At 72.6% G+C, this 24,124-nt stretch carries 21 protein-coding genes and 1 pseudogene; 11 read left to right on the top strand and 11 right to left on the bottom strand.

Features of this window, described 5'->3' with window-relative positions; all coding sequences use genetic code 11:
• Positions 1–94: 94 nt before the first annotated feature.
• The 3 genes from H9652_RS01330 to H9652_RS01320 all read left to right on the top strand — a co-directional run bounded on the left by H9652_RS01330 (position 95) and on the right by H9652_RS01320 (position 3,842).
• Positions 95–1,657: a Re/Si-specific NAD(P)(+) transhydrogenase subunit alpha gene (locus H9652_RS01330; RefSeq protein ID WP_191794315.1), complete on the top strand. Its 1,563-nt coding sequence runs from the start codon at positions 95–97 to the stop codon at positions 1,655–1,657.
• A 3-nt stretch (positions 1,658–1,660) separates the two neighbouring features.
• Positions 1,661–3,043: a Re/Si-specific NAD(P)(+) transhydrogenase subunit beta gene (pntB, locus tag H9652_RS01325; protein ID WP_191794314.1), complete on the top strand. Its 1,383-nt coding sequence runs from the start codon at positions 1,661–1,663 to the stop codon at positions 3,041–3,043.
• Positions 3,044–3,209: 166 nt separating this feature from the next.
• Positions 3,210–3,842, top strand: coding sequence for a GyrI-like domain-containing protein (locus H9652_RS01320; RefSeq protein ID WP_191794313.1), 633 nt, complete (start codon positions 3,210–3,212; stop codon positions 3,840–3,842).
• Between the two features lie 68 nt (positions 3,843–3,910).
• On the opposite strand, the gene H9652_RS01315 is transcribed toward H9652_RS01320, so the two are convergent.
• A complete protein-coding gene (locus H9652_RS01315; protein ID WP_191794312.1) occupies positions 3,911–5,008 on the bottom strand; it encodes a fatty acid desaturase family protein in 1,098 nt (365 codons plus the stop codon).
• A gap of 177 nt (positions 5,009–5,185) precedes the next feature.
• On the opposite strand from H9652_RS01315, the gene H9652_RS01310 reads away from it, so the two are divergent.
• The gene (locus tag H9652_RS01310; protein WP_318243931.1) at positions 5,186–6,001 is read left to right on the top strand and encodes a siderophore-interacting protein; all 816 of its coding nucleotides are present in this window, start codon (positions 5,186–5,188) and stop codon (positions 5,999–6,001) included.
• Positions 6,002–6,085: 84 nt separating this feature from the next.
• On the opposite strand, the gene H9652_RS01305 is transcribed toward H9652_RS01310, so the two are convergent.
• The 3 genes from H9652_RS01305 to H9652_RS01295 form a co-directional block, all read right to left on the bottom strand.
• Positions 6,086–6,970: an NAD(P)-dependent oxidoreductase gene (locus H9652_RS01305; RefSeq protein ID WP_191794311.1), complete on the bottom strand. Its 885-nt coding sequence runs from the start codon at positions 6,968–6,970 to the stop codon at positions 6,086–6,088.
• Positions 6,970–7,800 carry an aldo/keto reductase gene (locus tag H9652_RS01300; protein ID WP_191794310.1) on the bottom strand — a complete coding sequence of 277 codons (831 nt, stop codon included), beginning with the start codon at positions 7,798–7,800 and terminating at the stop codon, positions 6,970–6,972. Before H9652_RS01300 ends, H9652_RS01305 begins: the two co-directional genes overlap by 1 nt.
• Positions 7,801–7,912: 112 nt before the next feature.
• Positions 7,913–8,866 carry a helix-turn-helix domain-containing protein gene (locus H9652_RS01295; protein WP_191794309.1) on the bottom strand — a complete coding sequence of 318 codons (954 nt, stop codon included), beginning with the start codon at positions 8,864–8,866 and terminating at the stop codon, positions 7,913–7,915.
• A gap of 89 nt (positions 8,867–8,955) precedes the next feature.
• On the opposite strand from H9652_RS01295, the gene H9652_RS01290 reads away from it, so the two are divergent.
• Both H9652_RS01290 and H9652_RS01285 read left to right on the top strand, forming a co-directional pair.
• Entirely contained in the window at positions 8,956–9,156 is a 201-nt protein-coding gene (locus H9652_RS01290) for a hypothetical protein (protein WP_191794308.1), read from the top strand.
• 70 nt (positions 9,157–9,226) lie between these two features.
• The gene (locus H9652_RS01285; RefSeq protein ID WP_191794307.1) at positions 9,227–10,468 is read left to right on the top strand and encodes an acyl-CoA thioesterase/bile acid-CoA:amino acid N-acyltransferase family protein; all 1,242 of its coding nucleotides are present in this window, start codon (positions 9,227–9,229) and stop codon (positions 10,466–10,468) included.
• Between the two features lie 139 nt (positions 10,469–10,607).
• Here H9652_RS01285 and mqo read toward each other — a convergent pair whose 3' ends face one another.
• A complete protein-coding gene (gene mqo / locus H9652_RS01280) occupies positions 10,608–12,113 on the bottom strand; it encodes a malate dehydrogenase (quinone) (RefSeq protein ID WP_191794306.1) in 1,506 nt (501 codons plus the stop codon).
• A gap of 239 nt (positions 12,114–12,352) precedes the next feature.
• Here mqo and nirB point away from each other — a divergent pair, with 239 nt between their 5' ends.
• Positions 12,353–14,926 carry a nitrite reductase large subunit NirB gene (gene nirB / locus H9652_RS01275; RefSeq protein ID WP_191794305.1) on the top strand — a complete coding sequence of 858 codons (2,574 nt, stop codon included), beginning with the start codon at positions 12,353–12,355 and terminating at the stop codon, positions 14,924–14,926.
• Positions 14,923–15,261: a nitrite reductase small subunit NirD gene (nirD, locus tag H9652_RS01270; protein WP_138824054.1), complete on the top strand. Its 339-nt coding sequence runs from the start codon at positions 14,923–14,925 to the stop codon at positions 15,259–15,261. Before nirB ends, nirD begins: the two co-directional genes overlap by 4 nt.
• On the opposite strand, the gene H9652_RS01265 is transcribed toward nirD, so the two are convergent.
• Genes H9652_RS01265 through H9652_RS01255 form a run of 3 tightly spaced genes read right to left on the bottom strand, consistent with a single transcriptional unit; the run spans position 15,251 to position 17,396 of the window.
• Complete coding sequence (locus H9652_RS01265) at positions 15,251–16,096, bottom strand: maleylpyruvate isomerase family mycothiol-dependent enzyme (RefSeq protein ID WP_191794304.1); 846 nt, start codon at positions 16,094–16,096, stop codon at positions 15,251–15,253. The genes nirD and H9652_RS01265 overlap by 11 nt on opposite strands.
• The gene (locus tag H9652_RS01260; RefSeq protein WP_191794303.1) at positions 16,093–16,812 is read right to left on the bottom strand and encodes a pyridoxine/pyridoxamine 5'-phosphate oxidase; all 720 of its coding nucleotides are present in this window, start codon (positions 16,810–16,812) and stop codon (positions 16,093–16,095) included. Before H9652_RS01260 ends, H9652_RS01265 begins: the two co-directional genes overlap by 4 nt.
• On the bottom strand, positions 16,809–17,396 hold the full coding sequence (locus H9652_RS01255) for a TetR/AcrR family transcriptional regulator (protein WP_191794302.1): 588 nt from the start codon (positions 17,394–17,396) through the stop codon (positions 16,809–16,811). Before H9652_RS01255 ends, H9652_RS01260 begins: the two co-directional genes overlap by 4 nt.
• A gap of 229 nt (positions 17,397–17,625) precedes the next feature.
• Here H9652_RS01255 and bioB point away from each other — a divergent pair.
• The 3 genes and pseudogenes from bioB to H9652_RS01240 form a co-directional block, all read left to right on the top strand.
• A pseudogene (gene bioB / locus H9652_RS01250) lies at positions 17,626–18,723 on the top strand (biotin synthase BioB); the annotation flags it as partial.
• Between the two features lie 135 nt (positions 18,724–18,858).
• Entirely contained in the window at positions 18,859–19,473 is a 615-nt protein-coding gene (locus H9652_RS01245; protein ID WP_191794300.1) for a pyridoxamine 5'-phosphate oxidase family protein, read from the top strand.
• The gene (locus H9652_RS01240) at positions 19,470–20,873 is read left to right on the top strand and encodes an MFS transporter (protein WP_191794299.1); all 1,404 of its coding nucleotides are present in this window, start codon (positions 19,470–19,472) and stop codon (positions 20,871–20,873) included. The genes H9652_RS01245 and H9652_RS01240 overlap by 4 nt, the downstream gene beginning before the upstream one ends.
• 128 nt (positions 20,874–21,001) lie before the next feature.
• Here the strand turns inward: H9652_RS01240 and H9652_RS01235 are convergent, their stop codons facing one another.
• The 3 genes from H9652_RS01235 to H9652_RS01225 form a co-directional block, all read right to left on the bottom strand.
• On the bottom strand, positions 21,002–22,129 hold the full coding sequence (locus H9652_RS01235) for an aminopeptidase P family protein (RefSeq protein ID WP_191794298.1): 1,128 nt from the start codon (positions 22,127–22,129) through the stop codon (positions 21,002–21,004).
• A gap of 99 nt (positions 22,130–22,228) precedes the next feature.
• Positions 22,229–23,065: a hypothetical protein gene (locus H9652_RS01230; RefSeq protein ID WP_191794297.1), complete on the bottom strand. Its 837-nt coding sequence runs from the start codon at positions 23,063–23,065 to the stop codon at positions 22,229–22,231.
• A gap of 106 nt (positions 23,066–23,171) precedes the next feature.
• On the bottom strand, positions 23,172–24,095 hold the full coding sequence (locus H9652_RS01225; RefSeq protein ID WP_191794296.1) for an NADP-dependent oxidoreductase: 924 nt from the start codon (positions 24,093–24,095) through the stop codon (positions 23,172–23,174).
• Positions 24,096–24,124 lie beyond the last annotated feature (29 nt).

The following is a 24,124-nucleotide window of genomic DNA, read 5'->3' as shown; positions in this document are numbered from 1 at the left end:
GATCCGCGTGGACGACATTCGTCCACGATGCGTGCCTTGCGGCGGATCCTTTGCCGTACCGATACCGTGCAGCCATCCGAGCAAGGAGGTCAGCATGCGCATCGGCGTGCCCAGAGAGACCCGTCCCGGCGAGCGGCTCGTCGCCGCGACGCCCCGTACGGTGGCCCAGCTCGTGGGCCTCGGGTACGACGTCGTGGTCGAGCACGGCGCCGGTGAGCGCGCGAGCTACCCCGACGAGGCGTACGCGGAGGCGGGCGCGAGCCTGGGCGACGCGACGCAGGCGTGGGGAGCGGACGTCGTCACGGCCGTCAACAGCCCGTCGGCCGAGCAGGTCGCCTCGCTGAGCGAGGGCGCGACGCTGGTCGCCATGCTGGCCCCCGGTGCGAACGAGGCCCTCGTCCAGGAGCTCGCGGACCACGGTGTCACCGCCCTGGCCCTTGACGCCGTGCCGCGCATCTCGCGCGCCCAGTCGCTCGACGTCCTCAGCGCGATGTCGAACGTCGCGGGGTACCGCGCGGTGATCGAGTCCGCGGAGGAGTACGGCGGCATGTTCGCCGGCCAGGTCACCGCGGCAGGCAAGACGGCGCCCGCGACCGTGTTCGTGATCGGTGCCGGCGTCGCAGGTCTCGCCGCGATCGGTACGGCCGCGAGCCTCGGCGCGCAGGTGCGCGCGTTCGACGTGCGGCCCGAGGTCGGCGAGCAGATCGAGTCGATGGGCGCCGAGTTCGTCCAGGCCGAGGGCGCGCGCCAGGAGGTCAGCACCGACGGCTACGCGAGCGCGCTGACCGCCGAGCAGGAGCGCCTGACGGCGCAGATGTACGCGGCCGAGACGGCGCGCGCCGACATCGTCGTCACGACGGCCCTGGTGCGGGGCCGCGCGCCGCGCACCATCAGCGCCGAGATGGTCGCTGCGATGCGGCCCGGCAGCGTGATCGTGGACCTCGCGGCCTCGGGCGGCGGGAACTGCGAGCTCACGGTGCCGGGGGAGCGCGTCGTCACCGAGAACGGCGTCGTGATCCTCGGGTACACCGACCTCACGAGCCGCATGCCCAAGCACACGTCGCAGCTCGTCGGGACGAACATCGTCAACCTGCTCAAGCTCCTGACCCCGGGCGGCGCCGGACAGGTCGTGCTCGACCTCGACGACGAGGTGCTGCGCGGCATGACGGTCGCGAGGGCCGGCGAGGTCCTGTGGCCCCCGCCTCCGGTCGCGGTCTCGGCCGCGGCCCCCGCGGCTCCGGCAGCAACGGTGGTCGACGAGGCCCAGGCCGCGCTCGACGCGGCGACCGCGCTGGACGCCGCCCGACGGCGTGGCACCCGCCGAGCGGTCGGCTACGCCCTGGCCGCGGTCCTGGCAGCGCTCGCCATCACGTTCTCGCCGCCCGCGTTCGTGGGGCACTTCACGGTGTTCGCGCTCGCGGTGGTCGTGGGCTACTACGTGATCTCGAACGTGAGCCACTCGCTGCACACCCCGCTCATGGCCCAGACGAACGCGATCTCCGGGATCATCCTGGTCGGCGCGCTCCTGCAGATCGGCGACTCGAGCTGGGTGGTCACCACGATCGCCTTCGTCGCGGCCGCCCTGGCCTCCATCAACATCTTCGGTGGGTTCCTCGTGGCCTACCGCATGATCGGCATGTTCCGGAAGGAGGCCTGACCCGTGCTGACCTCCCTGGTCCAGGCTGCATACGTCATCGCAGCCGTCCTGTTCATCCTCAGCCTCGCGGGCCTGTCCAAGCAGGAGACCGCCCGTCGCGGCAGCCTGCTCGGCATTACCGGCATGGGGCTGGCCCTCGTGGCCACGGTCGCGCTCGCGATGAAGGACAGCGAGCGTCCCGTCATGGTCACGCTGCTGCTCATCGCCATGGTGTTCCTGATCGGCGCGGTCGTCGGGACATGGCGGGCCCGCAGCGTCGAGATGACGCAGATGCCCGAGATGATCGCGCTCCTGCACAGCTTCGTGGGGCTCGCGGCGGTGCTCGTCGGCTTCAACTCGTACCTGACCGAGCAGGGTGACGTCGTGCATCTGGTCGAGGTCTTCCTCGGCGTGCTCATCGGCGCAGTGACCTTCACGGGCTCGATCGTGGCCTACCTCAAGCTGTCGGCTCGCATCCGGTCGAACCCGCTCATGCTGCCGGGGCGCAACTGGTGGAACCTCGGGGCCCTCGTCGCCTCGGGCGGCCTCATGGCCTGGTTCATCGCGGGTCACGGGCTGCTGCCGCTGATCCTCATAACGGTGGTCGCGCTCGCGCTCGGCTGGCACCTGGTCGCCTCGATCGGCGGCGGCGACATGCCGGTCGTCGTCTCGATGCTCAACTCGTACTCCGGGTGGGCCGCGGCCGCGGCGGGTTTCATGCTGAGCAACGACCTGCTCATCATCACCGGTGCCCTCGTCGGGTCCTCGGGTGCGATCCTCAGCTACATCATGTGCAAGGCCATGAACCGCTCGTTCGTGAGCGTGATCCTGGGCGGATTCGGTGCCGAGGGCGGCACGGTCGTCGCCTCGGACCAGGACTACGGCGAGCACCACGAGATCCAGGCGGCCGAGGTCGCGGACCTGCTCAAGCACGCCCGCTCGGTCGTGGTGACGCCCGGCTACGGCATGGCGGTGGCCAAGGCGCAGTACCCCGTCGCGGACCTGGTCCGCCGGCTGCGCGAGCGCGGCATCGAGGTCCGGTTCGGGGTGCACCCCGTCGCGGGGCGTCTGCCCGGGCACATGAACGTCCTGCTCGCCGAGGCCAAGGTGCCCTACGACATCGTCCTCGAGATGGACGAGATCAACGGGGACCTGTCGGAGACCGACGTCGTGCTCGTCATCGGGGCCAACGACACGGTCAACCCGGCCGCGCTCGACGACCCGGGCTCGCCCATCGCGGGCATGCCCGTGCTGGAGGTCTGGAACGCGAAGCAGGTGATCGTCTTCAAGCGGTCGATGGCCACGGGGTACGCGGGGGTCCAGAACCCGCTGTTCTTCAAGGACAACACCGCGATGCTCTTCGGAGACGCCAAGGATCAGGTGGAGAACATCATCCAGGCGCTCTGAGGCCCGGCGCGGGAGTGCGAACCCGCGCGGGGCGAGGGAGGCTGAGGAGGTGGGCGACGTCGTCAGGCAGAGCGACGTGGCTCACCTCCTCGTCGTCCGGGCCCGGCGGCGCCGCGCACCGCGCGCTCGGGGCGCCCTCGACCCGTCGTTCGTCTTGGAGGAACCCATGGACAAGGTCGACCTGCGCAAGGAGCACCGCGAGCTGTACGCGCCGCCCCGGGAGTTCTCACGGATCGTCGTGCCGCCGCTCGCGTACCTGCAGATCGACGGGGAGGGGGACCCGAACACGGCGCCGGCGTACACCGAGGCGGTCGAGGCGCTGTTCTCGCTCTCCTACGCCGTGAAGTTCGCGAGCAAGAAGGACCTGGGCAGGGACTACGTCGTCGGGCCGCTCGAAGGGTTGTGGACCGCGGAGGACCCCGCGGCGTTCGTGCGCCGCGACAAGGACGCGTGGAGCTGGACGCTCATGGTCCTGCAGCCCGACTGGCTCACCGACGCGTTCGTGGCCGACGTGGCCGAGGCGACGCGCCGCAAGAAGGCGCTGCCCGCGCTCGACCGGGCGCGCTTCGCGACGTACGACGAGGGGGACGCGGTGCAGGTCCTGCACGTCGGGTCCTACGACGACGAGGCGCCGACGCTCGCGCGGCTGCACGACGAGTACCTGCCCGAGCACGGGCTGACGTTCAACGGCCCGCACCACGAGATCTACCTCAGCGACGTTCGTCGGACGGCACCCGAGAAGCTGCGGACGGTGCTGCGTCAGCCGGTACGCGCGCTCGACGGGGCGGGGCCCGAGTGACCCGACGTGTCAGAACGAGCGTGACCTCTGCGTCACGCTGGCTCTGACAAGAGCGATGGCGAGAAGGCTCAGACCTTGCGGAGCTGGTTGAACATGGGGCAGTCGAACGGGTCGCGTGCCGCGAGGCCGACGCGGTTGAGGTAGCGCACGACGATCGCGTAGGACGCGAGCAGGTTGGTCTCGGTGTACGGCATGCCCAGGCGCGCGCAGTGCTCGCGGACCATGAGACGGGCCTTGGCGAGGTGGGGGCGGGGCATGCTCGGGAACAGGTGGTGCTCGATCTGGTAGTTGAGCCCGCCCATGAGGACGTTCATGACGCGGCCGCCCGTGATGTTGCGCGAGGTCAGGACCTGCTTGGACAGGAAGTCGAGCTTGCTGGTCGCGGGGATGATCGCCATGCCCTTGTGGTTGGGCGCGAACGAGGCGCCCATGTACACACCGAAGACCGCCAGCTGTACACCGAGGAACGCGAAGGCCATGCCCAGCGGGAGGAACCAGAACACGACGCCCACGTAGAGCGTGAGGCGAACGGCGATCGTCACGAGCTCCATGGTCCGCGCCCGGCTCTTCGCCGACGACAGCAGCGATCGGATCGAGATCATGTGCAGGTTGATGCCCTCGAGCGTCAGCAGCGGGAAGAACAGCCAGCCCTGGTGGCGGGTGATGAGGGCGAGGAAGCCCTTCTGCTCGGCCGCGCTCTCCTCAAGGAACGAGATGGTGTCGGTCTCGATGTCCGGGTCCTTGCCGACGCGGTTCGGGTTCGCGTGGTGGCGCGTGTGCTTGTTCATCCACCACGAGTAGCTGATGCCGACGACACCGTTGGCGAGGAATCGCCCGACGCGGTCGTTCGCAGGACCCGACGTGAGGATCGTGCGGTGCGCGGCCTCGTGCGAGAGGAACGCGAACTGCGTGAGGATGAGCCCCAGCGCGCCCGCGATGAGGAGCTGGAACCAGGAGTCGCCCAGGAGCACGAAGCCGGCGACGGCACCTCCGAGCGCGAGCGTGAGGATCGCCGCGACCCAGCCGTAGTAGCCGTGCGTCCGCTCGAGCAGCCCGGCCTCGCGGATGCGCTTGGAGAGCTCGGTGTACGTGCTGGTGACGCTCGTCCCGTCACCGGTGCGCGGCTTCGTCGGGCGGAATCCAGGGCGGACTGCAGTGTCGGTCATACGTCCCTCACAGGGCTGGGTGTCGACTTCCCAGCCGCGGGGTGAGCGAGATGCCCGTTGTACAGATGGTCAGAGTCTACGTGTGACATCGCGATCGGCGTGGAGGAAGCAGGGAGGTTGGGTGCGGATTGGTCACTAGTTAGGTTAGCCTGGCCTTCTTTCAAGCAGAGGAGAGTCGTGGCCGGGTTCCAGATGGTCAAGCCGTCCGTCGTGCAGGTCATCGCGGCCGAGGTGGTCGGATCGCGCAGGGTGAGCCCCTCGATGGTGCGGGTCACGGTCGGGGGCGAGGGAATCGAGCATTTCGCTCCCATGGGTTTCGACCAGTGGTTCCGCCTGTTCCTGCCCCGCGACGAGCAGGAGTCGCTGCGACTGCCGACCGCGACGTCGGCGCTCTGGTACGTGCAGTACCTCGCGACGCCCAGGACGCGGCGGCCGTGGGTGCGCAACTACACGGTCCGCGACGTACGCCCGTCCGTGAGCGAGCTCGACATCGACTTCGTCGCGCACGAGGACGGCGGCCCCGCGTCGGCGTTCGCGCTCGGTGCGAGCGCCGGCCACCCCGTCGGGATCCTCGACCAGGGCGTCGGCTACAACCCGCGCGTCCCGCACGACTGGACGCTGCTCGTCGCGGACGAGACGGGTCTGCCCGCGGTCGCGGGCATCTGCACCTCGCTGCCCGACGACGCCCGCGGGCTCGCGATCGTCGAGCTCCCGCACGCGGCCGACGCCCAGGAGTTCCGCGTCCCGGCCGGGGTCGAGCTCCGGTGGGTCGCGCGCGACGAGTGCGGCGGCGACCCGCACGCCGTCCCCGGGCGTCTCGCGCTCGACGCGCTGACCAGGGCCGACCTGCCGTCCGGCGAGGTCTACGCGTACGTCGTGGGGGAGTCGGGCCTGGTCACCGGGGCGCGCCGACACCTCGTGAACGAGCGCGGCGTCCCCAAGGCCAACGTCGACTTCATCGGCTACTGGCGGCACGGGCGCGCGGCGGGCTGAGGGCGGCCCGTCCGGCGTGCCCGGCCCGGGTCGGGCCTGCCCGAGTCCGCCCGTCCGAGCCCGCCCGGCCCGCGACCGCTCCGTTCAGTCCGTCCCCGCGTGCGGTGCCCCGAACGCCGTGTAGACCGCAGCGATGTCGTCGCCCCCGTGCCCGCGCGCGGACGCGCTCGCGTACAGGTTCGACAGCGCGTCGAGGAGAGCCGGGTCGAGCCCTGCCCCCTGGGCGGCCTGCGAGATGAGCCCGATGTCCTTGCGCAGCCCGTCGAGCGCGAACTGCGGCGCGAACCCGCCCGTGATCATCTCGGCGCCCTTGAGGTGGGCGTAGGGGGAGTCGGACGCTCCGCCCGCGATGGCGTCGAGGAACAGGTGCGGGTCGATGCCCTCGGCCCGGGCGAGCGCGATCGACTGGGCCGTCGCGGCCGTGATCGCGGCGAGCCACGCGTTGCACGCGAGCTTGAGCGCCGTGCCCTGCCCCACCTCGGTCCCGGCGACCACGACCTTCGCGGAGATCGCGTCGAGCACGGGGGAGATGCCGGCCAGGACGTCGGGGTCCCCGGCGGCGAGCACCGTGAGCAGCCCGTCCTCGGCCGGCTGCCTGGTGCCGAGCAGGTTGGCCTCGACCAGCGTCACGCCGAGCTGTCGGGCGCGCTCGACGATCCGGGCGGTGCCCTCGCGCCCGACCGTCGAGGCCTGGACCCACACGGCTCCGGTGCCCACCGAGGGGCCGGCCGCGTCCAGGACGTCGAGGACGGCGGCGGCGTCGAACAAGATGCTCAGGACGACGTCGGCCCCGTGCGCGGCCTGCGCCGCGGTCGGCGCGACGCGTGCCCCGGCGTCGGCGAGCGGGGCTGCGCGCGACGCGGTCCTGTTCCACACCGTGACCTCGAAGCCCTCGCGCAGGAGCGAGTGCGTGACGCCGGTGCCCATGGTGCCCGTGCCGAGGACGGTGACGGTCGGCAGGTCGCTCATCAGAACTCCTCGTGCTCGTCGGAGTCGCGCGCCGCGTCCTCGCCGCGGTCGAGGCTCGCGATCTGGGTCATGTCGTCGTCGGTGAGCTCGAAGTCGAAGATCTCGGCGTTCGCCCGCTGGCGTTCGGGGCTCGCCGACTTGGGGATGGTGACGATCCCCTGCTGCACGTGCCAGCGCAGCACGACCTGACCGACCGTCCGCCCGTGGGCCGCGGCGATCTCCTGGATCACCGGTTCGTCGAGCACGCCTTCCTCGTGCCCGAGCGGGCTCCAGCCCTCGACCGTGATCCCGCGCTCGGTGAGGAAACGTCGCAGGCCCGTGCGCGCCAGCGCGGGAGAGAGCTGGATCTGGTTCACTGCGGGGACGTGGCTCGTCTCGGCGATGAGCCGGTCGAGATGGTGCTCGCGGAAGTTCGAGACGCCGACGCTGCGGATCAGGCCTTCGGCGGCCAGGTCGATCATCGCCCGGTAGGACTCGACGTAGCGGTCGAGGCGGGGCAGCGGCCAGTGGACGAGGTAGAGGTCCACGTAGTCGAGGCCCAGGCGGTCGAGGCTCCCGCGCAGGGCGTCGCGCGTCGCGTCGTACCCCTGGTCGTCGCCGCGGAGCTTGGTCGTGACGAACAGCTCGGCGCGGTCCACGCCCGATGCCGCGATGCCCTGCCCGACGCCGATCTCGTTCTCGTAGCGCGACGCCGTGTCGATCAGCCGGTACCCCCGCCCGATCGCCCCTGCCACGGCCTGCGCCGACGCGTGGTCGTCGAGGGGCCACGTCCCGAGGCCGAGGAGCGGCATCTCGTGGCCGGACGAGAGCAGGGTGGTGGGGATGGTCATGTGCGCACCTCACGTCGGACGGGACCTGACCCTCTCGACCCTAGGTGCGTGGCGCCGTCGTGCAACGTGACACGGCCCGACGGCGGAGCGCTGCGTCTCACCGGGGTGCGGGTCAGGACGCGTGCCGGAACGTCTGCCGGTAGTCCGTGGGCGGGACGCCGACCGCGCGACGGAAGTGGTGCCGCAGCAGCGCGGCCGACCCGAACCCGCACAGCCGCGCGATCTCCTCGAGGTCGAGCCCCGACTCCTCGAGCAGGGTCCGCGCATGGTGCACGCGCTGGGTCGCGAGCCACTGCATGGGCGTCGTGCCCGTCTCGGCGACGAACGTCCGCGCGAACGTGCGCGTCGACAGGTGTGCGCGCCGCGCGAGGTCCTCGACCGTCTGAGCCTCGTCGAGGTGCTCGCTCATCCACGCGAGCACGTCGCGGATGCTCTGCTCCTCGCACACCGGCACGGGGCGGTCGATGTACTGGCGCTGCCCGCCGTCGCGCTGGGGCGGGACGACCATGCGCCGCGCGATCGCGTTGGCGGCCGCGCTGCCGAACTCCTTGCGCACGATGTGCAGGCACGCGTCGATCCCGGCGGCCGTCCCCGCGCTCGTGACGATGTCGCCGTCGTCGACGAAGAGGACGTCCGGGTCCACGTCGACCTGCGGGAACCGCGCCCTGAGGTCCTCCGCGTGGCGCCAGTGCGTCGTGATGCGACGCCCGTCGACGAGCCCGGCAGCGGCGAGCAGGAACGCGCCCGAGCAGACGCTCAGCAGGACCGCGCCGCGGGCGTGGGCCGCGCGCAGGGCGTCGACGATCTCCGGCGGGTACTCGTCACGGATGGTGAGCGCGGGGATCGCGACCAGGTCGGCGTCCTCGAGCGCGTCGAGCCCGTGGTCGGGGACCAGGGAGGCGCCCATGCTGGTGCGGACCGGCTCGCCTGCGACCGGGCCGCAGACGCGGAAGTCGACCAGGGGGACGCCGTCGTCCGTGCGGTCGAGGCCGAAGACCTCGCAGACGACGCCGAACTCGAACGGGGCCAGTCCGTCGGCGACGACGGCCGCCACTGTGCGCAACATCCCTCGACGCTACGCCCGTGGCAGGATCTTGTCGACACCTGTCTCTCCTGCCACTCGTGCGTGTCGCCCGGTCGGACCACGCTGGAGGCATGGACATCGTGGAGCTCGTGATGAGGCTGGTCGTGATCGCGGCGCTCGTGGCGCCGCTCGTGGTGATGGCGTTGCGGCGCCCGCCAGCAGGGGGTCGGTTCCCCGCCGGGACGAACGACGGTTGGAGCCTGCCGCCGGCCGGGCGGGGAGACCCGCGGCGGCAGGCCGACCTGGTCGGGGCGCGAGGTCTTCGAGGATGACACCAGAGCCGCGCCGACCGTCCGGCGTGGCGGGTCGTGCCGAATTGGTGAGGTACGGGAACATTTGCCCATGGCCTCCCGACGACGTGACCATGTCCCTGCCGTTGCCCTCCTGCTGACCGCCTCGCTGCTGGCTCTCGCAGGGTGCTCTGCGTCGCCCGAGCAGGAACCGGCGATCGAGGTCGCCCCGCAGGACGGGGCGTTCGACCCGCTCGCGATCACGCTGACCGGGCTCGGCGCGGGTCGCGAGGTGCGACTGGTCGCGACGACGGAGCTCGAGGGGAGCGCGATGTCGTCGCGTGCGACGTTCGTGGCGGACGAGGACGGACGGGTGGACCTCGCGACGACGGCACCGACCGAAGGGTCGTGGACCACGGCCGACGCGATGGGGCCGTTCTGGTCGATGACCGGTACCAGCCCGTCCAGCCCGGACGCCTTGTCGGTAGACCACGACGTCCGCCTCGTCGTGAGCGTCGACGACGACGTCCTCACCGAGGCCGTCGTCGAGCGGCGCGGCTACGGGGCCGACGTCGATGTCCAGGACGTGACCGACGACGGCATGGTCGCCGCCTACGCCGTGCCCACCGACTTCACCGCCGACGACCCCACGCCTGCCGTGCTCGTCTTCAGCGGGTCTGACGGCGGACTTGCCTATGCTCGTGCGGCGGCGACGCACCTCGCTGCGCTCGGCTACCCCGCCCTGGCGATCAGCTACTTCAAGAGCCCCGGGCAGCCGCCGCAGCTGGAGAACGTGCCCGTCGAGACGTTCCTCACCGGGCTGGCGTGGCTGCGGGCGCAGCCTGGCGTCGATCTCGCCCGGGTGTTCACGTTCGGCGTCTCACGCGGTGGGGAGATGGCACTGTGGCTCGCCGCCACCCGCCCTGACGAGGTGTACGGCGCCTTCGCGCCGACCGGGGCGGGCCGCCTGGGCTGCGGGTATCCGAACGGGCAGGTGTCGGCCTGGACTCTCGACGGTGTCGGCATGCCGTGCGCCGAGTACCGGCGGGACGTTGCGCCGCCTCCGGAGGCGCTCGTGGACGGCAGCACGATCGTCGGCCCGACGGTGCTCGCGTGCGGGACGGCGGACCCCGTGTGGGTAGCGTGCCCGTTGCTCACGGACGCGATGACCCGGTTCGGCGACCCGACGAGGGTTCGCTCGGTCGTGCAGGAGGACGCGGGACACTACATCGCCCTGGCGCCGTACCTGCCCGTGTCGCTGGACGAGTCGGGTGCGGTCCCGGCCGCGACGCACCAGGCCCGCGTCGAGTTCTGGAACGCCGTCGAGGAGGTGCTGGCGGAGGCGCATCACTAGCAGGGGCCCAGGCTCGGGCGGCTCGCGGCTCGCGACGCGCGGCTGCCCGCGGCGGCCTGCGGGACCCGACCCCGAGCGCAGCACGACGCCCCGGTCTCCACGAAGGAGACCGGGGCGCCGGTGCGTTGCGGGGGCGGGGTCAGCGGGCGCCGACCGCCTCCTCCGAGGGACCCGCGGAGGCGGAGAGCGAGTCGAGCTCGGTGGCCTCCCACGTGGCCTGGCCGAGGCTCGGGATCATGGCTCCGAGCGCGGGGCGCCACGTCGCGAACTGCTGCGGGAAGCAGCGCTCGAGGACGTCGATCATCGCGGGGACCGCGGTCGAGGCGCCCGGCGAGGCGCCGAGCAGGCCGGCGATCGAGCCGTCCGCGGCCGCGATGACCTCGGTGCCGAACTCGAGCACGCCGCCCTTGACCGGGTCCTTCTTGATGACCTGCACGCGCTGGCCCGCGGTGATCTTCTCCCAGTCCTTGGGGTGGGCCGTGGGCATGAACGCCTGGAGCGCCGTGAACTTGGCCTCGGGGCTCGCGACGAGCTGGCCGACCAGGTACTGCGTGAGGTCGATGTTCTTGAGGCCCGCGCCGAGCATGGACCCGATGTTGTGGGTCCGCAGCGACGTGAAGAGGTCGAGCAGCGACCCCTTCTTGAGGTACTTGGGGCTGAACCCGGCGTAGGGGCCGAACATCAGGTACGTCTTGCCGTCGACCACGCGCGTGTCGAGGTGCGGGACGGACATGGGCGGCGAGCCGACGTCGGCCTTGCCGTACACCTTGGCCTGGTGCTGGGCGACGATCTCCGGGTTGTCGGTGCGCAGGAACTCTCCGCTGATGGGGAAGCCGCCGTAGCCCTTGGCCTCCTTGATGCCGGCCTTCTGCAGCAGCGGCAGGGCGCCGCCGCCGGCACCGACGAACACGAAGCGGGCGTTGACGGTGCGCGGCCCCTGCTTGGCGTTCCAGGACACGTCCTTGACGGTGACGTCCCAGGTGCCGTCCTTGCGCTTCTTGAGGCGGTTGACCTCGTGCTGGAGGTTGAGCTCGACGTCGTGGGCCGTGAGGAAGTCGAAGAGCTGCGAGGTGAGCGCACCGAAGTCGACGTCCGTGCCGCTCGTCGCGCGGGTCGCGGCGACGGCCTCGTCGCCGTCCCGGTCGAGGACCAGCAGGGGTGCCCACTGCGCGATGACCGCGGGGTCGTCGGTGAACTCGAGCTCGCTGAACAGCGGGTGGGCGCTCAGCGCGGTGAAGCGGCGCTTGAGGTAGTCCACGTTGGCCGCGCCGCGCACGAACGTCATGTGCGGGGTGTGGCTGATGAAGCTCGCGGGCTCGGGCAGGTGGCCCCCGGTGAGCAGGTGGTGCCAGAACTCGCGCGACACCTCGAACTGCTCGTTGATCGCGACCGCCTTGGAGATCTCGACGGTCCCGTCGGCCTTCTCGGGGGTGTAGTTCAGCTCGCAGAGCGCAGCGTGGCCGGTGCCAGCGTTGTTCCACGGGTTGGAGGACTCCTGGGCTACCGCGTCGAGGCGCTCGAAGACCTTGATGGTCCACGTGGGCTCGAGGAGCTTCAGGAGGGCGCCGAGGGTCGCACTCATGATGCCGCCGCCGATGAGGGCTACGTCGATGGTGTTCTGACCCGTTGTCTTCTTAGTCGCCACCGCTCGATTTTACGCTTGTGAAGGAGTGCACATGCTGTGCCGTCCGTCACGGTCGTGCGTCACACTTTTTCGGGACCAAGGTCCCTGGACGTCGCGTCCTAGGTCCCCGCGACGCGCTGATCTGGTGTTTTGACCAGAAACCTCGTATCTATGCGCCAGGATGGTCCTGACGGTCGCACTCGCCCCCCGCGACCCGACTCGCCCCGTCCACGCCCGACCTTTCTCGTGAGGCCCCCCACATGAGCACTCCCACCCCCGGCCGCGTCGTGGTGGTCGGCGCCGGCATGGTCGCCCACCGGTTCGTGAGCCAGATGATCGCACGCTCTCCCGAGGGGGCGTGGCACGTGTCCGTCGTCGGGGACGAGGACCGGGCCCCGTACGACCGCGTGCACCTGTCCGAGTACTTCACGGGACGCTCGGCGGACGACCTGACGATGGAGCCCTCGGTCTGGGCGGACCCGCGCACCGAGCTCGTCACGGGCGACGCGGTCGCTGCCGTGGACCGCGAGACGCAGACCGTCACGACGAGGTCCGGGCGCGTGCTCGCCTACGACCACCTGGTCCTGGCCACGGGCTCCTGGGCCTGGACGCCCCGCACCGAGGGCACCGACCTGCCGGGCGTCTTCAGCTACCGCACCCTGGCCGACCTGGAGGGGCTGCGCGAGTACGTCGGGCTGCGCTCCGCGCGCCTGGGGCGCCCGCTGCACGGCGTCGTAGTCGGGGGAGGCGTGCTGGGGCTCGAGGCCGCGGCCGCGCTCCAGACCCTCGGCGTGGCCGCGACGGTCGTCGAGTTCGCCGACCGGCTCATGAGCGTCCAGCTCGACGACGCGGGCGGCGAGGCGCTGCGCGTGCTCGTGACCGACCGTGGGATCGACGTCCGCACCTCGACCGGCGCCACGGGGCTCACCGCCGCGGGCGACGGCGCCGTGGGGGGCATGGACCTGTCGGACGGGTCGCGGGTCCCCGCCGACGTCGTGATCTTCTCGACGGGCATCCGGCCCCGGGACCGCGTCGCACGCGAGGCGGGCCTCGCGATCGGCGAGCGCGGCGGCGTCGTCGTCGGTGCGGCGTGCCACACCTCGGACCCGGCCGTGTGGGCCATCGGGGAGTGCGCGTCGTTCGAGGACCAGTGCGTGGGCCTGGTCGCACCGGGCAACGCCATGGCCGACGTCGTCGTCGACCGCCTGCTCGGCGGCAGCGCGACCTACTCCCCGGCGCCCGAGGGGACCAAGCTCAAGGGCGTCGACATCGAGGCGGCGAGCTTCGGCGACGTGTTCGGGCTGACGCCCGGCGCGCTCGAGGTCACGTTCGCCGACCCGGTCGCGCGGACCTACCGCAAGCTCGTCGTCTCGGACGACGCGCGGACCCTGCTCGGCGGCGTGTTCGTGGGCGACGCGGCCCTCTACTCGTCGCTGCGGCCCCTGCTGGGCCGCTCGCTGGGCGCCGACCCGTCGGCGTTCCTCGCCCCGGAGGGCGGCGCCCCGGCGCTCGGCGGCGACCTGCCCGACGACGTCGTGGTCTGCTCGTGCGCGAACGTCACCGCCGGGACGGTCCGAGGGGCGGTGACCGAGCACGGCTGCACGAGCCTGGGCGAGGTCAAGGCGTGCACCAAGGCCGGGACCGTGTGCGGGTCGTGCGTACCGGTGCTCACCAAGATCGTCAACACGTCGCTCGAGGCGGCCGGCGTCACGGTGTCGAACGCGATGTGCGAGCACTTCACGATGTCGCGCGCCGAGCTCTTCGCGCTCGTGCGGCAGGACGGGCTGCGCACCTTCACCCAGATCGTCGCGGCGCACGGCACGGGCCGCGGCTGCGTGGTCTGCAAGCCGGTCGTCGCCTCGATCCTGGCGTCGCTGTGGGGCGGGTACATCCTCGACGGCGAGCAGGCCGCGCTCCAGGACACCAACGACCGCGCGCTGGCCAACCTGCAGAAGGACGGCACGTACTCGGTGGTCCCGCGCGTCCCCGCGGGGGAGATCACGCCCGAGAAGCTCATCGTGATCGGGCAGGTCGCGCAGGACTTCGGTCTGTACACGCGCGTGACGGGCGCCCAGCGCATCGGGCTCTTCGGGGCGCGGATCGACCAGCTCCCGGAGATCTGGCGTCGCCTGGTCGACGCGGGGATGGAGTCGGGGCAGGCGTACGGCAAGTCGTTGCGCGCGGTGAAGTCGTGCGTGGGGTCCTCGTGGTGCCGGTTCGGGGTGCAGGACTCGGTGGGCATGGCCGTGCGTCTCGAGCTCCGCTACCGGGGGCTGCGGTCGCCGCACAAGTTCAAGATCGGTGTCTCGGGCTGTGCGCGCGAGTGCGCCGAGGCGCGGGGCAAGGACGTGGGCGTGATCGCGACCGAGAAGGGCTGGAACGTGTACGTGGGCGGCAACGGCGGCTTCTCGCCCCGGCACGCCGAGCTGCTCGCGGAGGACCTCGACGACGAGACGCTCGTCGCGGTGGTCGACCGCTTCCTCGCGTACTACGTGCGGACCGCCGACCGCCTGCAGCGCACGGCCCCGTGGGTCGCGGACTTCCCTGGTGGGATCGTCGAGCTGCGCAAGGTCCTGGTCGAGGACTCGCTGGGCATCGCGGCCGACCTCGAGGCCGAGGTCGCGCGGCACGTCGAGTCGTACGTCGACGAGTGGGCGCAGACCCTCGACGACCCGGACCGTCTGTCGCGGTTCGTGTCGTTCGTCAACGCGCCCGACCAGCACGACCCCGACCTCGCCTACACAGGCGTGCGCGGACAGGTGCGACCGGCCCGCCCCGGCGAGCCCTCCGACAACGACCCGGTGATCGCCCGCACGGTGGAGGTCCGCAAGTGAGCGCGACGGCATGGACGACGGTCTGCCCCTTCGAGCGGCTCGTGCCCGAGCGCGGCGTCGCCGCGCTGGTCGACGGCACCCAGGTCGCCGTGTTCCGACTGGCCGACGACCGGCTGTTCGCGGTCCAGCAGCGCGACCCCTACTCGGGGGCCAACGTGCTCTCGCGCGGGATCGTCGGCTCGGCGGGCGAGACCCCGACCATCACCTCGCCCATGTACAAGCAGGTCTGGGACCTGACGACGGGGCGGTGCCTCGACCCGAGCGGCAAGGAGCCCGAGGCCCTCGTGACCTTCGAGGTCGCGGTCGAGGACGGGACGGTCCTGGTCAGGGCCTGACCGGCCCTCGGCGACGCACGGGGACTCCCGACGGCCACGGCGCGAGCGGGGGCAGGTCCACGGCGACCCCGCCCCGGCGTGCGACCGGGGCTGTGGGGGTCTCGCGTCCCGCGAGCCACGCGGCGACGTCCGCCGCGGAACCCGTCACGGTCGTGAGCGCGTCGTCGGCCCCCAGGACCGCGGCCCGCACGCCCTCGGGCCCGACGACGGAGCGCGCCTCGTCCTCGTCCCGCACCACGAGCACGGGCTCGGCCAGGCGCAGGCCCAGGAAGTCGAGCAGGTGGTCGGCGAAGGAGAGCCCCCAGGTCGCGGACGGCGTGAGGCCCTGGGCGGTACTGACCTCGCCCAGGTCGGTCGCGTGAATGCGGACCTCGCGCCACCAGCAGTCGAGGACGTCGGCGACCGTCCCGTCGCGATACGTCACGGGTGCGTCCCACCCTGTGCGGTCCGTCAGGTCCCAGGCCGCGTCGAGCCGCGCGCCTGCCGCCCCGAGCGCGTCGAGGTGCTCGTCGCGCGAGCGGGTCGCGCCGTTCTCGATCCCGGCCGCGCGGCCCTCGGCCCCACCCTCGTAGACCTCGGCCGTCTCGCCGCGGGCCGCGAGCTCGGCCTGGCGGGCGAGCGCGTCGCCGACCATCGCGACGTGGGAGAGCACGTGCCCGACGGTCCACCCGTCGAGCGCGCTGGGGGAGCGGAGGGCATCGTCGTCGAGCGTGCGGACGGCCTCGACGAGCCGGTGCAGCGCGGCGCCCGCGTCGGTGCGCGCGGCGCCCGTCGCGTCGGTGGCGGCGTGCGTGCCGGTGGTGTCCGTGCCGGTGTCCTGCGTGGTCCTCGTCATGGCCAGAGCAGCCCCTTCTCCCAGTCGTGGCCGACGGCGCGGTAGCGCAGCCGGGTCTGTCCGCCGTCGTCCGACGCCTGCCAGAACTCGACCGACGTCGGCGCGAGCGCGTACGCGGTCCAGGCGGGCTCGACCAGCGTCGGGTCGCGCTGCACGCGGGCGAGCGCGCCCGCGAAGGCGTCCCGGTACTCCTGCCGGGACGCGAGCGCCTCGCTCTGGTGTCCCACGAGCGCGGCGGCCCGCGATCCCTCCGAGCGGGCGAGGAAGTCCGCCGTGCTCGTCGCCGGGGCGGCGGGCGCCACGGGGCCGATCACCCGGACCTGGCGTCCGAGCGGGGGCCAGAGGAACGTGAGGGCGGCGTACGGGTTCTCGGCGAGGTCACGGCCCTTGGGGCTCGACGAGCCGGTCGCGAACCACCATCCCGAGGGGTCGACGTCCTTGAGGATCACGGTGCGTGCCTGCACCTCGCCCGAGGCCCCGGCGGTCGCCAGGGTCATGGCGTGGGGGAGCGGCACCCCGGCGTCGATCGCCTCCTCGATCCAGGTGCGGAACAGCGTCACGGGATCCGACGGCGCCGCGCCAGGGTCGAGGACCGGCAGGCCCGGGGCGAAGGTCGGCAGGGCGCGGAGCCGGTCGCGGAGGGACGAGGACTCGTCGGTCCGATCGTTCCCTGCATGGGAGGCAGGGCTGTCGGCACGGCCCGCCCCGGCGCTCATCGGCGTGCCGCCGTGCTCGGGTCCAGCGCCGGTTCGAGCATCGACACGAACCCCTCGACCGCGGCGCTCATGGCCGCCGCGTCGTCGAGGGCACGCGCGAGCACGTACCCGCCCTGGACGATCGCGACCGCCGCGTGCGCGCGGTCGTGAGCGGCGTCGTCGGGCAGGCCGGTCTCCTCGAAGACCGCCTGGACCCGCGCGACCAGGCCCACGAAGTAGTCGCGGACGGGACCGCGCAGCTCCTCGTCCGACATGACCGAGGGGTCGCTCGTCAGGCGCCCGACCTTGCAGCCCGCGAGCGCCGGCCGGGGGCGTTCGAGGTAGGCCACGAGCCGTTCGGTGGGTGAGCGGTCGGCGTCCTCGAGGTCGGTCGCGACGGACGAGAGGGCCTCGCGGGTGGTCGCGCTGATCGCGGCGAGCGAGAGGTCGTGCTTGGTGGGGAAGTGGTGGTAGAGGCTGCCCTGCCCGACGCCGCTCGCCTCGAGGACCTGGCGCGGGCTCGTGCCCTCCACGCCCTGGGCCCAGAACAGGTCGCGGGCCGCCCGGACGAGGCGCTCGCGGCTCGGGAGGTCGGTGTCGCTCATGCCGACACCATACCTACCTCTAGGTATGGTGTCGAGACCTCGGCGGTCGCCAACGTGCGGGCGACGCCCTTGGAGGAACCCCACGACGAGTTGTGGTCCGGTGACAAGGCGAGGCGGCTCGCCTTGTCAGGACAGGCGGGGGAGGGGGAGCGGGCGCGCGAGAAGGATCGTGGTCGTGAACCCCTCCTCCGACCATGACGGCACAGGCCCTGCCGACGTCCGCGACCTCCTGGACACCCTCGTCGCCCGCGGCCTCGCCGGCACGGCCCCGACACGCGCCGAGGCGGTGGCCGTCCTGCGGACGGGCGACGACGACCTGCTCGACGTCGTCGCCGCGGCCGGGCGAGTGCGTCGCCACCGGTTCGGCCGACGCGTGCGGCTCAACTACCTGGTCAACCTCAAGTCGGGCCTGTGCCCCGAGGACTGCACGTACTGCTCGCAGCGCCTCGGCTCGACCGCCCAGGTCCTGAAGTACTCGTGGCTGAGCACCGAGGACGCGGTCGCCGCCGCCCGGGCCGGGGTCGACGGCGGTGCCCGCCGCGTCTGCCTCGTCGCGAGCGGGCGCGGACCGAGCGACCGCGACGTGGTGCGGGTGTCCGCGATGGTCGACGGGATCAAGCGCGAGCACCCCGACGTCGAGGTCTGCGCGTGCCTCGGCCTGCTCCGTGACGGCCAGGCCGAGCGGCTGGCCGCCGCGGGAGCCGACGCCTACAACCACAACCTCAACACGTCCGAGGCGACGTACGCCGACATCTGCACCACGCACGAGTACGCGGACCGTGTCCAGACCGTGGCACGGGCGAAGGGCGCCGGACTCTCGCCCTGCTCCGGGCTGATCGCGGGCATGGGGGAGAGCGACCAGGACCTCGTCGACGTGGCGTTCGCGCTGCGCGACCTCGGGGCCGACTCCGTGCCCGTCAACTTCCTCGTCCCGTTCGACGGGACGCCCCTCGCGGGGACGTGGGACCTCACGCCCCAGCAGTGCCTGCGCATCCTCGCGATGGTGCGCTTCGTCTGCCCCACGGCCGAGCTCCGCCTCGCGGCCGGTCGCGAGGTGCACCTGCGCTCGCTCCAACCCCTCGCGCTGGAGATGGTGAGCTCGATCTTCCTGGGCGACTACCTCACGAGCGAGGGGCAGGCCGCGCGTGCGGACCTCGACATGCTCGCCGACGGAGGGTTCGAGGTCGAAGGGGCTCGCGGTGCCCCCGGGGCACGCGTCACGCCGGGCGACCGGTCCGAGGTCCGTGCCCCCTCCGGCGTCCCGTCGAGCGAGCCCGGTGTGACGGTCCGTCGCCGTGGCCCCGGGACGGCCGTGGCGCCCAACGCCTGAGGCCCCGTCGTCCCCGGACAGGCCCGTCGGCCCCGGAGGATGGCCGTCCACGCACCGATGAGTTCGGGCGCTCGCGCGGGTCGGAGAGGGACGGTGTGGTGACGGAGCCACCCGAGAGACGGAGGACCTCCCATGGCCGCAGAACCCGCCCAGCCCACCGGCGATCCCGTCGAGCCCATCGAGGAGGCCGGCGCGCCCGCCGGAGTCCTCATGACGGACTTCTCGTCCCCCGGCTCCGCGCCCACCCCGTGGGCCGACGCCCAGACCGTGCTCCAGGGGGCCGAGATCTTCTGGCTGTCCACGGTCCGCCCCGACGGTCGCCCGCACGTCACGCCGCTCATCACCGTCTGGGCCGACGGTGCGCTCCACTTCTGCACGGGCCGCACCGAGCGCAAGGCACGCAACCTCGCGGCGAACCCCGGGTGCGTCCTGACCACCGGGACCAACCTCATGACCGAGGGGCTCGACGTCGTGCTCGAAGGGGCCGCCGAGCGGGTCACCGAGGACCACACGCTGCGGCGGCTCGCGGACCGGTGGGCGTGCAAGTACGACTGGCACTTCGACGTGCGCGACGGCGCCTTCTGGGACAGCGAGGCGCCCTCGGGCGGCTCGGACCCCGGGGAGCAGGCCACCGTCGAGGCGTACGTCTTCCAGGTGCAGCCCACGACCATCTACGCGTACGGGCGCGGCGAGGACTACACCGCGACCCGGTGGAGGTTCGAGGACGGGGCTAGCGTGGAGGCGTGACACCCGCCCAGCGCCGTGTGCTGCTCGTCGCGATCCTCGCCTCGTTCGTGTCGTTCCTCGACGGGACGGTGGTCAACGTCGCACTGCCCGCCATCGCGGACGAGCTGGCCGGGGGAGTGCTCGACGGGCTCGCGCTCCAGCAGTGGGTCGTCGACGCCTACCTCATCACCCTCGGTTCGCTCATCCTCGTGGCGGGTTCGCTGTCCGACGTCCACGGGCGCCGCCGCGTCATGTGGTGGGGGCTCGTCGGGTTCGCGCTCACGTCGGTGCTGTGCGCCCTGGCCCCCACGGGCGTCGTGCTCGTGGTCGCGCGCGGGCTCCAGGGCATCGCGGGCGCGCTGCTCGTGCCGAGCTCGCTCGCGATGATCATCTCGTCGTTCAGCGGCGCCGCGCAGGCCAAGGCGATCGGCACCTGGACCGCGTGGACCGGCACCGCGATGATCGCCGGCCCCCTGCTCGGAGGGGTGCTCGTCGACACCCTGTCGTGGCGCTGGGTGTTCGGGATCAACCTCCTGCCCGTCGCGGTGACGCTGTGGATCCTGCGCGGCATGGAGGAAGGCGACACCGAGACCGGTCGGCGCATCGACGTGCGCGGCGCCGTGCTCGCGGCCGTCGGGCTCGCCGGGCCCGTCTTCGCGCTCATCGAGCACGGGCGCTTCGGGTGGTCGAGCCCGGTCGTGTGGGTGCCGCTCGTCGTCGGGATCGCGTCTCTCGGGGCGTTCCTCGCCTGGGAGCGGCGCGCCCCCGACCCCATGCTGCCGCTGTCCCTGTTCTCGGTGCGCAACTTCGCCGCGGGCAACGTCGCCACGGCCGCGATCTACGGGGCGCTCGCGTTCGGCGGGTTCGCCGTCACCCTGTTCGTGCAACAGGTCGCCGGGTACAGCGCGACCCTCGCGGGCCTCGCCCTGCTGCCCGTCACGCTGCTCATGCTGTTCCTGTCCTCGCGCTTCGGGGCGCTCGCGGGCCGGTACGGGCCGCGCCTGTTCATGACGGTGGGCCCCCTGATCGCGGGCTGCGGGTACCTGCTCATGCTCACCACGACCGCCGAGGCGAGCTACTTCACGCAGCTCCTCCCAGGGATCCTGCTGTTCGGCCTGGGGCTCGCGGTCACGGTGGCGCCGCTGACCGCGGCCATTCTCGGGTCGATCCCGGCCGCGGACGCGGGCATCGGGTCGGCCGTGAACAACGCGGTCTCGCGCATCGCGGGCCTCGTGGTCATCGCGTGCGCGGGGATCGTCATCGGACCCGTGCTCGACGTCGCCGGGTTCCACCGGGCGCTCGTCGTCACCGCTGCGCTTCTCATCGCGGGCGGCCTCGTGAGCTGGGCGGGCATCCGCAACGAGCAGGTCGTGGCGGCGGGGGCGGGTCCTGCGGAGAACGCGGACGCGGCCGAGGCCTGACCAGGCCGGCCCGGCCCGGCCCTGGGAGGCGGCGTCGAGTGTGCAGTATGGGAGGTCGGGCTAGGGAGACAGACGTCCCGAACTGCACACTCGGCGATCGGAGCCTCGCGACGGCGCGGCGCTTGGCCCTACTCGACCACGTGCAGGTCGTGCGGTGCGTCGTTGAGGCGGCGTGCGCCGTCGGGCACGTCGTCCGGGAACGCGACCACGATGTCCTCGATGCGGACGCCGAAGTTCCCCGACAGGTAGATCCCGGGCTCGACCGAGAAGCACATGCCGGAGACGATGGGCTGCTCCTCGCCCTCGATCATGTAGGGCGGCTCGTGCGTCGTGAGCCCGATCCCGTGGCCCGTCCGGTGGATGAACTGCTCGCCGTACCCGGCCTCGGTGATGACGGCGCGCGCGGCGCGGTCGACGTCCTGGCACGTCGCGCCGGGCCGGACCGCGTCGACCCCGGCCTGCTGTGCGGCACGGACGACCTCGAAGACCTCGCGCTGCTGGTCCGTCACGTCGCCCCCGACGTGCACCATGCGCGTCATGTCCGAGCCGTAGCCGTCCTTGAGGCCGCCGAAGTCGAGCACGACCATGTCGCCCTCCTGGATGACCCGGTCGCCCGCCTCATGGTGCGGGTTGGCGCCGTTGGGCCCTGAGCCGACGACCGTGAAGTCGACCTGCGAGTGTCCGTGGTCGCGCAGGAAGCCCGCGAGGTCCGCCGCGACGTCGAGCTCGCGGCGCCCGCTGAAGCGGATCTCGACGATGTCGGCGAACGTCGCGTCGTTCGCCGCTCCCGCGGCCGCGAGGCGCTCGAGCTCGTCGGGCCCCTTGACCGCGCGCAGCATGGGCAGGGCCTGCGTCATCGCCGAGTACGACGAGCCCGGCAGCGTGCGCTGGAGCCCCAGCAGGTGCATGGCCCAGGCCGAGTCGGAGATCGCGTAGCGCCCGGCGGCGTCGAGCAGGTCGGCCGTGACCGCGTACTCGTCGACGCCGTCCGTCCACGCCGTGACGTGCAGGGCCGCGGCGCCGGCCGCGCGGTCGAGGTCAGGTCGTTCCAGGACGGGCACCACGATCGACGCCTCGCCGTCGGCCGGGACCACGAGCAGCGTGATGCGCTCGGTCATGGCCGTGGGGGTGTACCCCGTGAAGTACGTCATGTCGGGCCCGGGGGTGACGAGCACCCCGGCGAGCCCGGCGTCCCGGGCCTGGGCGGCCGCGCGGTCGATGCGCGCGGCGAAGTCCTGTGCGGTGAACTCCCTCATGGGGCCAGCCTGCCACCGCTCTCGCCGGTGCGCCGGGCGAGGCGCCCGACGGCGGAGCCCGTCCCGGGTGCGCGGCTCGCCGTTGGGCGGTGCAGGCGCTCAGGCCTTGCGGTGCTCCGCGACCCCGCGCAGGGCCTCGCGGCGGGTCCGCAGCTCCTCGCGGCCCTCGCGGGTGATCTGTGCCCAGTTCCGGTTCTTCGTGATCCGGGCATGGACCAGGCTCGCCTCGGTGAGGTCGTGGAGGCGGGCCGCGAGGTTGCGCTCCTCGATGCCTGTGAGGCGGGCGAGCGCGGGCTGGTCGGCCTCGTCGGCGTCACCGAGCACCGCGAGGACCCGCAGGTTGTCGGTCGCGGGGTCGCCGATGCTCAGGGCGCCGTCGCCGGCCGCGAGGGTCTGCCGCTCGCCGCGCAGGGCGACCAGCGCGGCTGCCAGCAGGGCGAGGCCCAGAGCGATCGTTCCCACGAGGTGCAGCACCGACGACGCGCCGCCCGAGCCGCTGACGGTCACGAGTGCCAAGGACGCGGTCATCGTCACGAGCCCGGCCACCCACAGGAAGCGGTCCGAGGCGCGCAGGCCCAGGACGACGAGCCCGAGGCCCAGGACGAAGGGCACGCCCGTCGCGAGGAGGATCCAGGGGAAGAGGAAGGCGACCAGTGCGCTCAGGACGAGCGCGATCCCGTACCCGTCGCTCCCGACACCCACCCCCGAGGGCAGCCGCAGGGCGAAGGCCGTGACGTACGTCGCGAGGAAGGCCGCGACCGGTACGAGTACGAGGAGCCAGAACTGGTTCCCCTCGAACCAGTCCGCCCCCGTGAGGACGAGGACCAGGACCGCCAGCCCGCAGACGGCGAGCGGGAGCGAGCGGGCATGTCGTGCGGCGCGGGTCCGCAGGCGTGCGGAGTCGGCTGCGACGAGGGCGGGGACGGTGGCGGACATGGGCTTCACGGTACGTCACCGACCGGCCGCGGGGCGCGGACCCCTGGTGCGCGACGCGCAGCGCGTCGCGCGGGGAACCGCGCCCCGTGGGAGCGGGACAGACGGCTCAGACCGTGATGACGACCTTGCCGCGCACGTGCCCGGTCCGGCTCGCCTCGTGGGCCTTCGCGGTGTCGGCCAGGTCGTAGACCTCGGCGACGTCGACCGTGAGCTGCCCGGCGTCGGCGAGGCGGGCCAGCTCGGTCAGCCCGTCGACGTCGGGGCGGACCCACACGTAGTGCCCGCCGAGCTCGTCGCGGGCCGCCGCGTCGACGACCGAGGCGACCGTGCCGCCGTCGCGCAGCACGTCCGGCGTGGTGGCGAGGGCCTCGCCACCGATGTAGTCGAGCACGACGTCGACGCCCTCGGGTGCGAGGGCGCGCACGCGCTCGGCGAGGCCGTCGCCGTAGGTCACGGGCTCGGCGCCCAGCGAGCGCAGGTACTCGTGGTTGCGCTCGGAGGCGGTGCCGATCACGCGCGCGCCGCGGGCGACCGCGATCTGCACGGCCATCGACCCGACGCCCCCCGCGGCCGCGTGCACGAGCACGGTCTGACCGTTGCTCACCTCGGCGCGGTCGATCGTCTGCAGGGCGGTGAGCCCCGCGAGCGGCGCGCCGGCGGCCTGCTCCCACGTCCACGCCGCGGGCTTGCGGGCCAGCGTGCGGACGGGGGCCGCGACGAGCTCGGCGGTCGTGCCGCCGGAGACGACGTCCTTGCGCACGTACCCGAAGACCTCGTCGCCGACCGAGAGCTCGGGTGTGTCCAGGCCGACCTGCTCGACGACGCCCGCGACGTCCCAGCCGGGCACGACCGGGAACGTGGCGTCCATGATCGCGTCGAGGTAGCCCTCGCGGACCTTCCAGTCCACGGGGTTGACGCTCGTGGCCTTGACCCGGACCAGGACGGTGTCCGGCCCGACCTTGGGCGTGGGGAGCTCGCTGAGCTCGAGGACGTCGGCTCCGCCGTAGCGGGAGTAGGTGATGGCTCGCATGAAGGCGGCAACGGGCGGGGGGGGGGGGG

The organism is Oerskovia rustica (assembly GCF_014836555.1).
Classification (GTDB): domain Bacteria; phylum Actinomycetota; class Actinomycetes; order Actinomycetales; family Cellulomonadaceae; genus Oerskovia; species Oerskovia rustica.
Note: the sequence above shows the minus strand (reverse complement) of the source record. Positions and strands in the feature narration are given on the sequence as shown.

Bases quoted from the DNA above. Each gene is read 5' to 3' on its own strand.
- H9652_RS01330 (WP_191794315.1), top strand. From the start codon at position 95: ATGCGCATCGGCGTGCCCAGAGAGACCCGTCCCGGCGAGCGGCTCGTC.
- H9652_RS01320 (WP_191794313.1), top strand. From the start codon at position 3,210: ATGGACAAGGTCGACCTGCGCAAGGAGCACCGCGAGCTGTACGCGCCG.
- H9652_RS01315 (WP_191794312.1), bottom strand. From the start codon at position 5,008: ATGACCGACACTGCAGTCCGCCCTGGATTCCGCCCGACGAAGCCGCGC.
- H9652_RS01305 (WP_191794311.1), bottom strand. From the start codon at position 6,970: ATGAGCGACCTGCCGACCGTCACCGTCCTCGGCACGGGCACCATGGGC.
- H9652_RS01300 (WP_191794310.1), bottom strand. From the start codon at position 7,800: ATGACCATCCCCACCACCCTGCTCTCGTCCGGCCACGAGATGCCGCTC.
- H9652_RS01295 (WP_191794309.1), bottom strand. From the start codon at position 8,866: ATGTTGCGCACAGTGGCGGCCGTCGTCGCCGACGGACTGGCCCCGTTC.
- H9652_RS01290 (WP_191794308.1), top strand. From the start codon at position 8,956: ATGGACATCGTGGAGCTCGTGATGAGGCTGGTCGTGATCGCGGCGCTC.
- H9652_RS01285 (WP_191794307.1), top strand. From the start codon at position 9,227: ATGGCCTCCCGACGACGTGACCATGTCCCTGCCGTTGCCCTCCTGCTG.
- nirB (WP_191794305.1), top strand. From the start codon at position 12,353: ATGAGCACTCCCACCCCCGGCCGCGTCGTGGTGGTCGGCGCCGGCATG.
- H9652_RS01265 (WP_191794304.1), bottom strand. From the start codon at position 16,096: ATGACGAGGACCACGCAGGACACCGGCACGGACACCACCGGCACGCAC.
- H9652_RS01260 (WP_191794303.1), bottom strand. From the start codon at position 16,812: ATGAGCGCCGGGGCGGGCCGTGCCGACAGCCCTGCCTCCCATGCAGGG.
- H9652_RS01255 (WP_191794302.1), bottom strand. From the start codon at position 17,396: ATGAGCGACACCGACCTCCCGAGCCGCGAGCGCCTCGTCCGGGCGGCC.
- H9652_RS01245 (WP_191794300.1), top strand. From the start codon at position 18,859: ATGGCCGCAGAACCCGCCCAGCCCACCGGCGATCCCGTCGAGCCCATC.
- H9652_RS01235 (WP_191794298.1), bottom strand. From the start codon at position 22,129: ATGAGGGAGTTCACCGCACAGGACTTCGCCGCGCGCATCGACCGCGCG.
- H9652_RS01230 (WP_191794297.1), bottom strand. From the start codon at position 23,065: ATGTCCGCCACCGTCCCCGCCCTCGTCGCAGCCGACTCCGCACGCCTG.
- H9652_RS01225 (WP_191794296.1), bottom strand. From the start codon at position 24,095: ATGCGAGCCATCACCTACTCCCGCTACGGCGGAGCCGACGTCCTCGAG.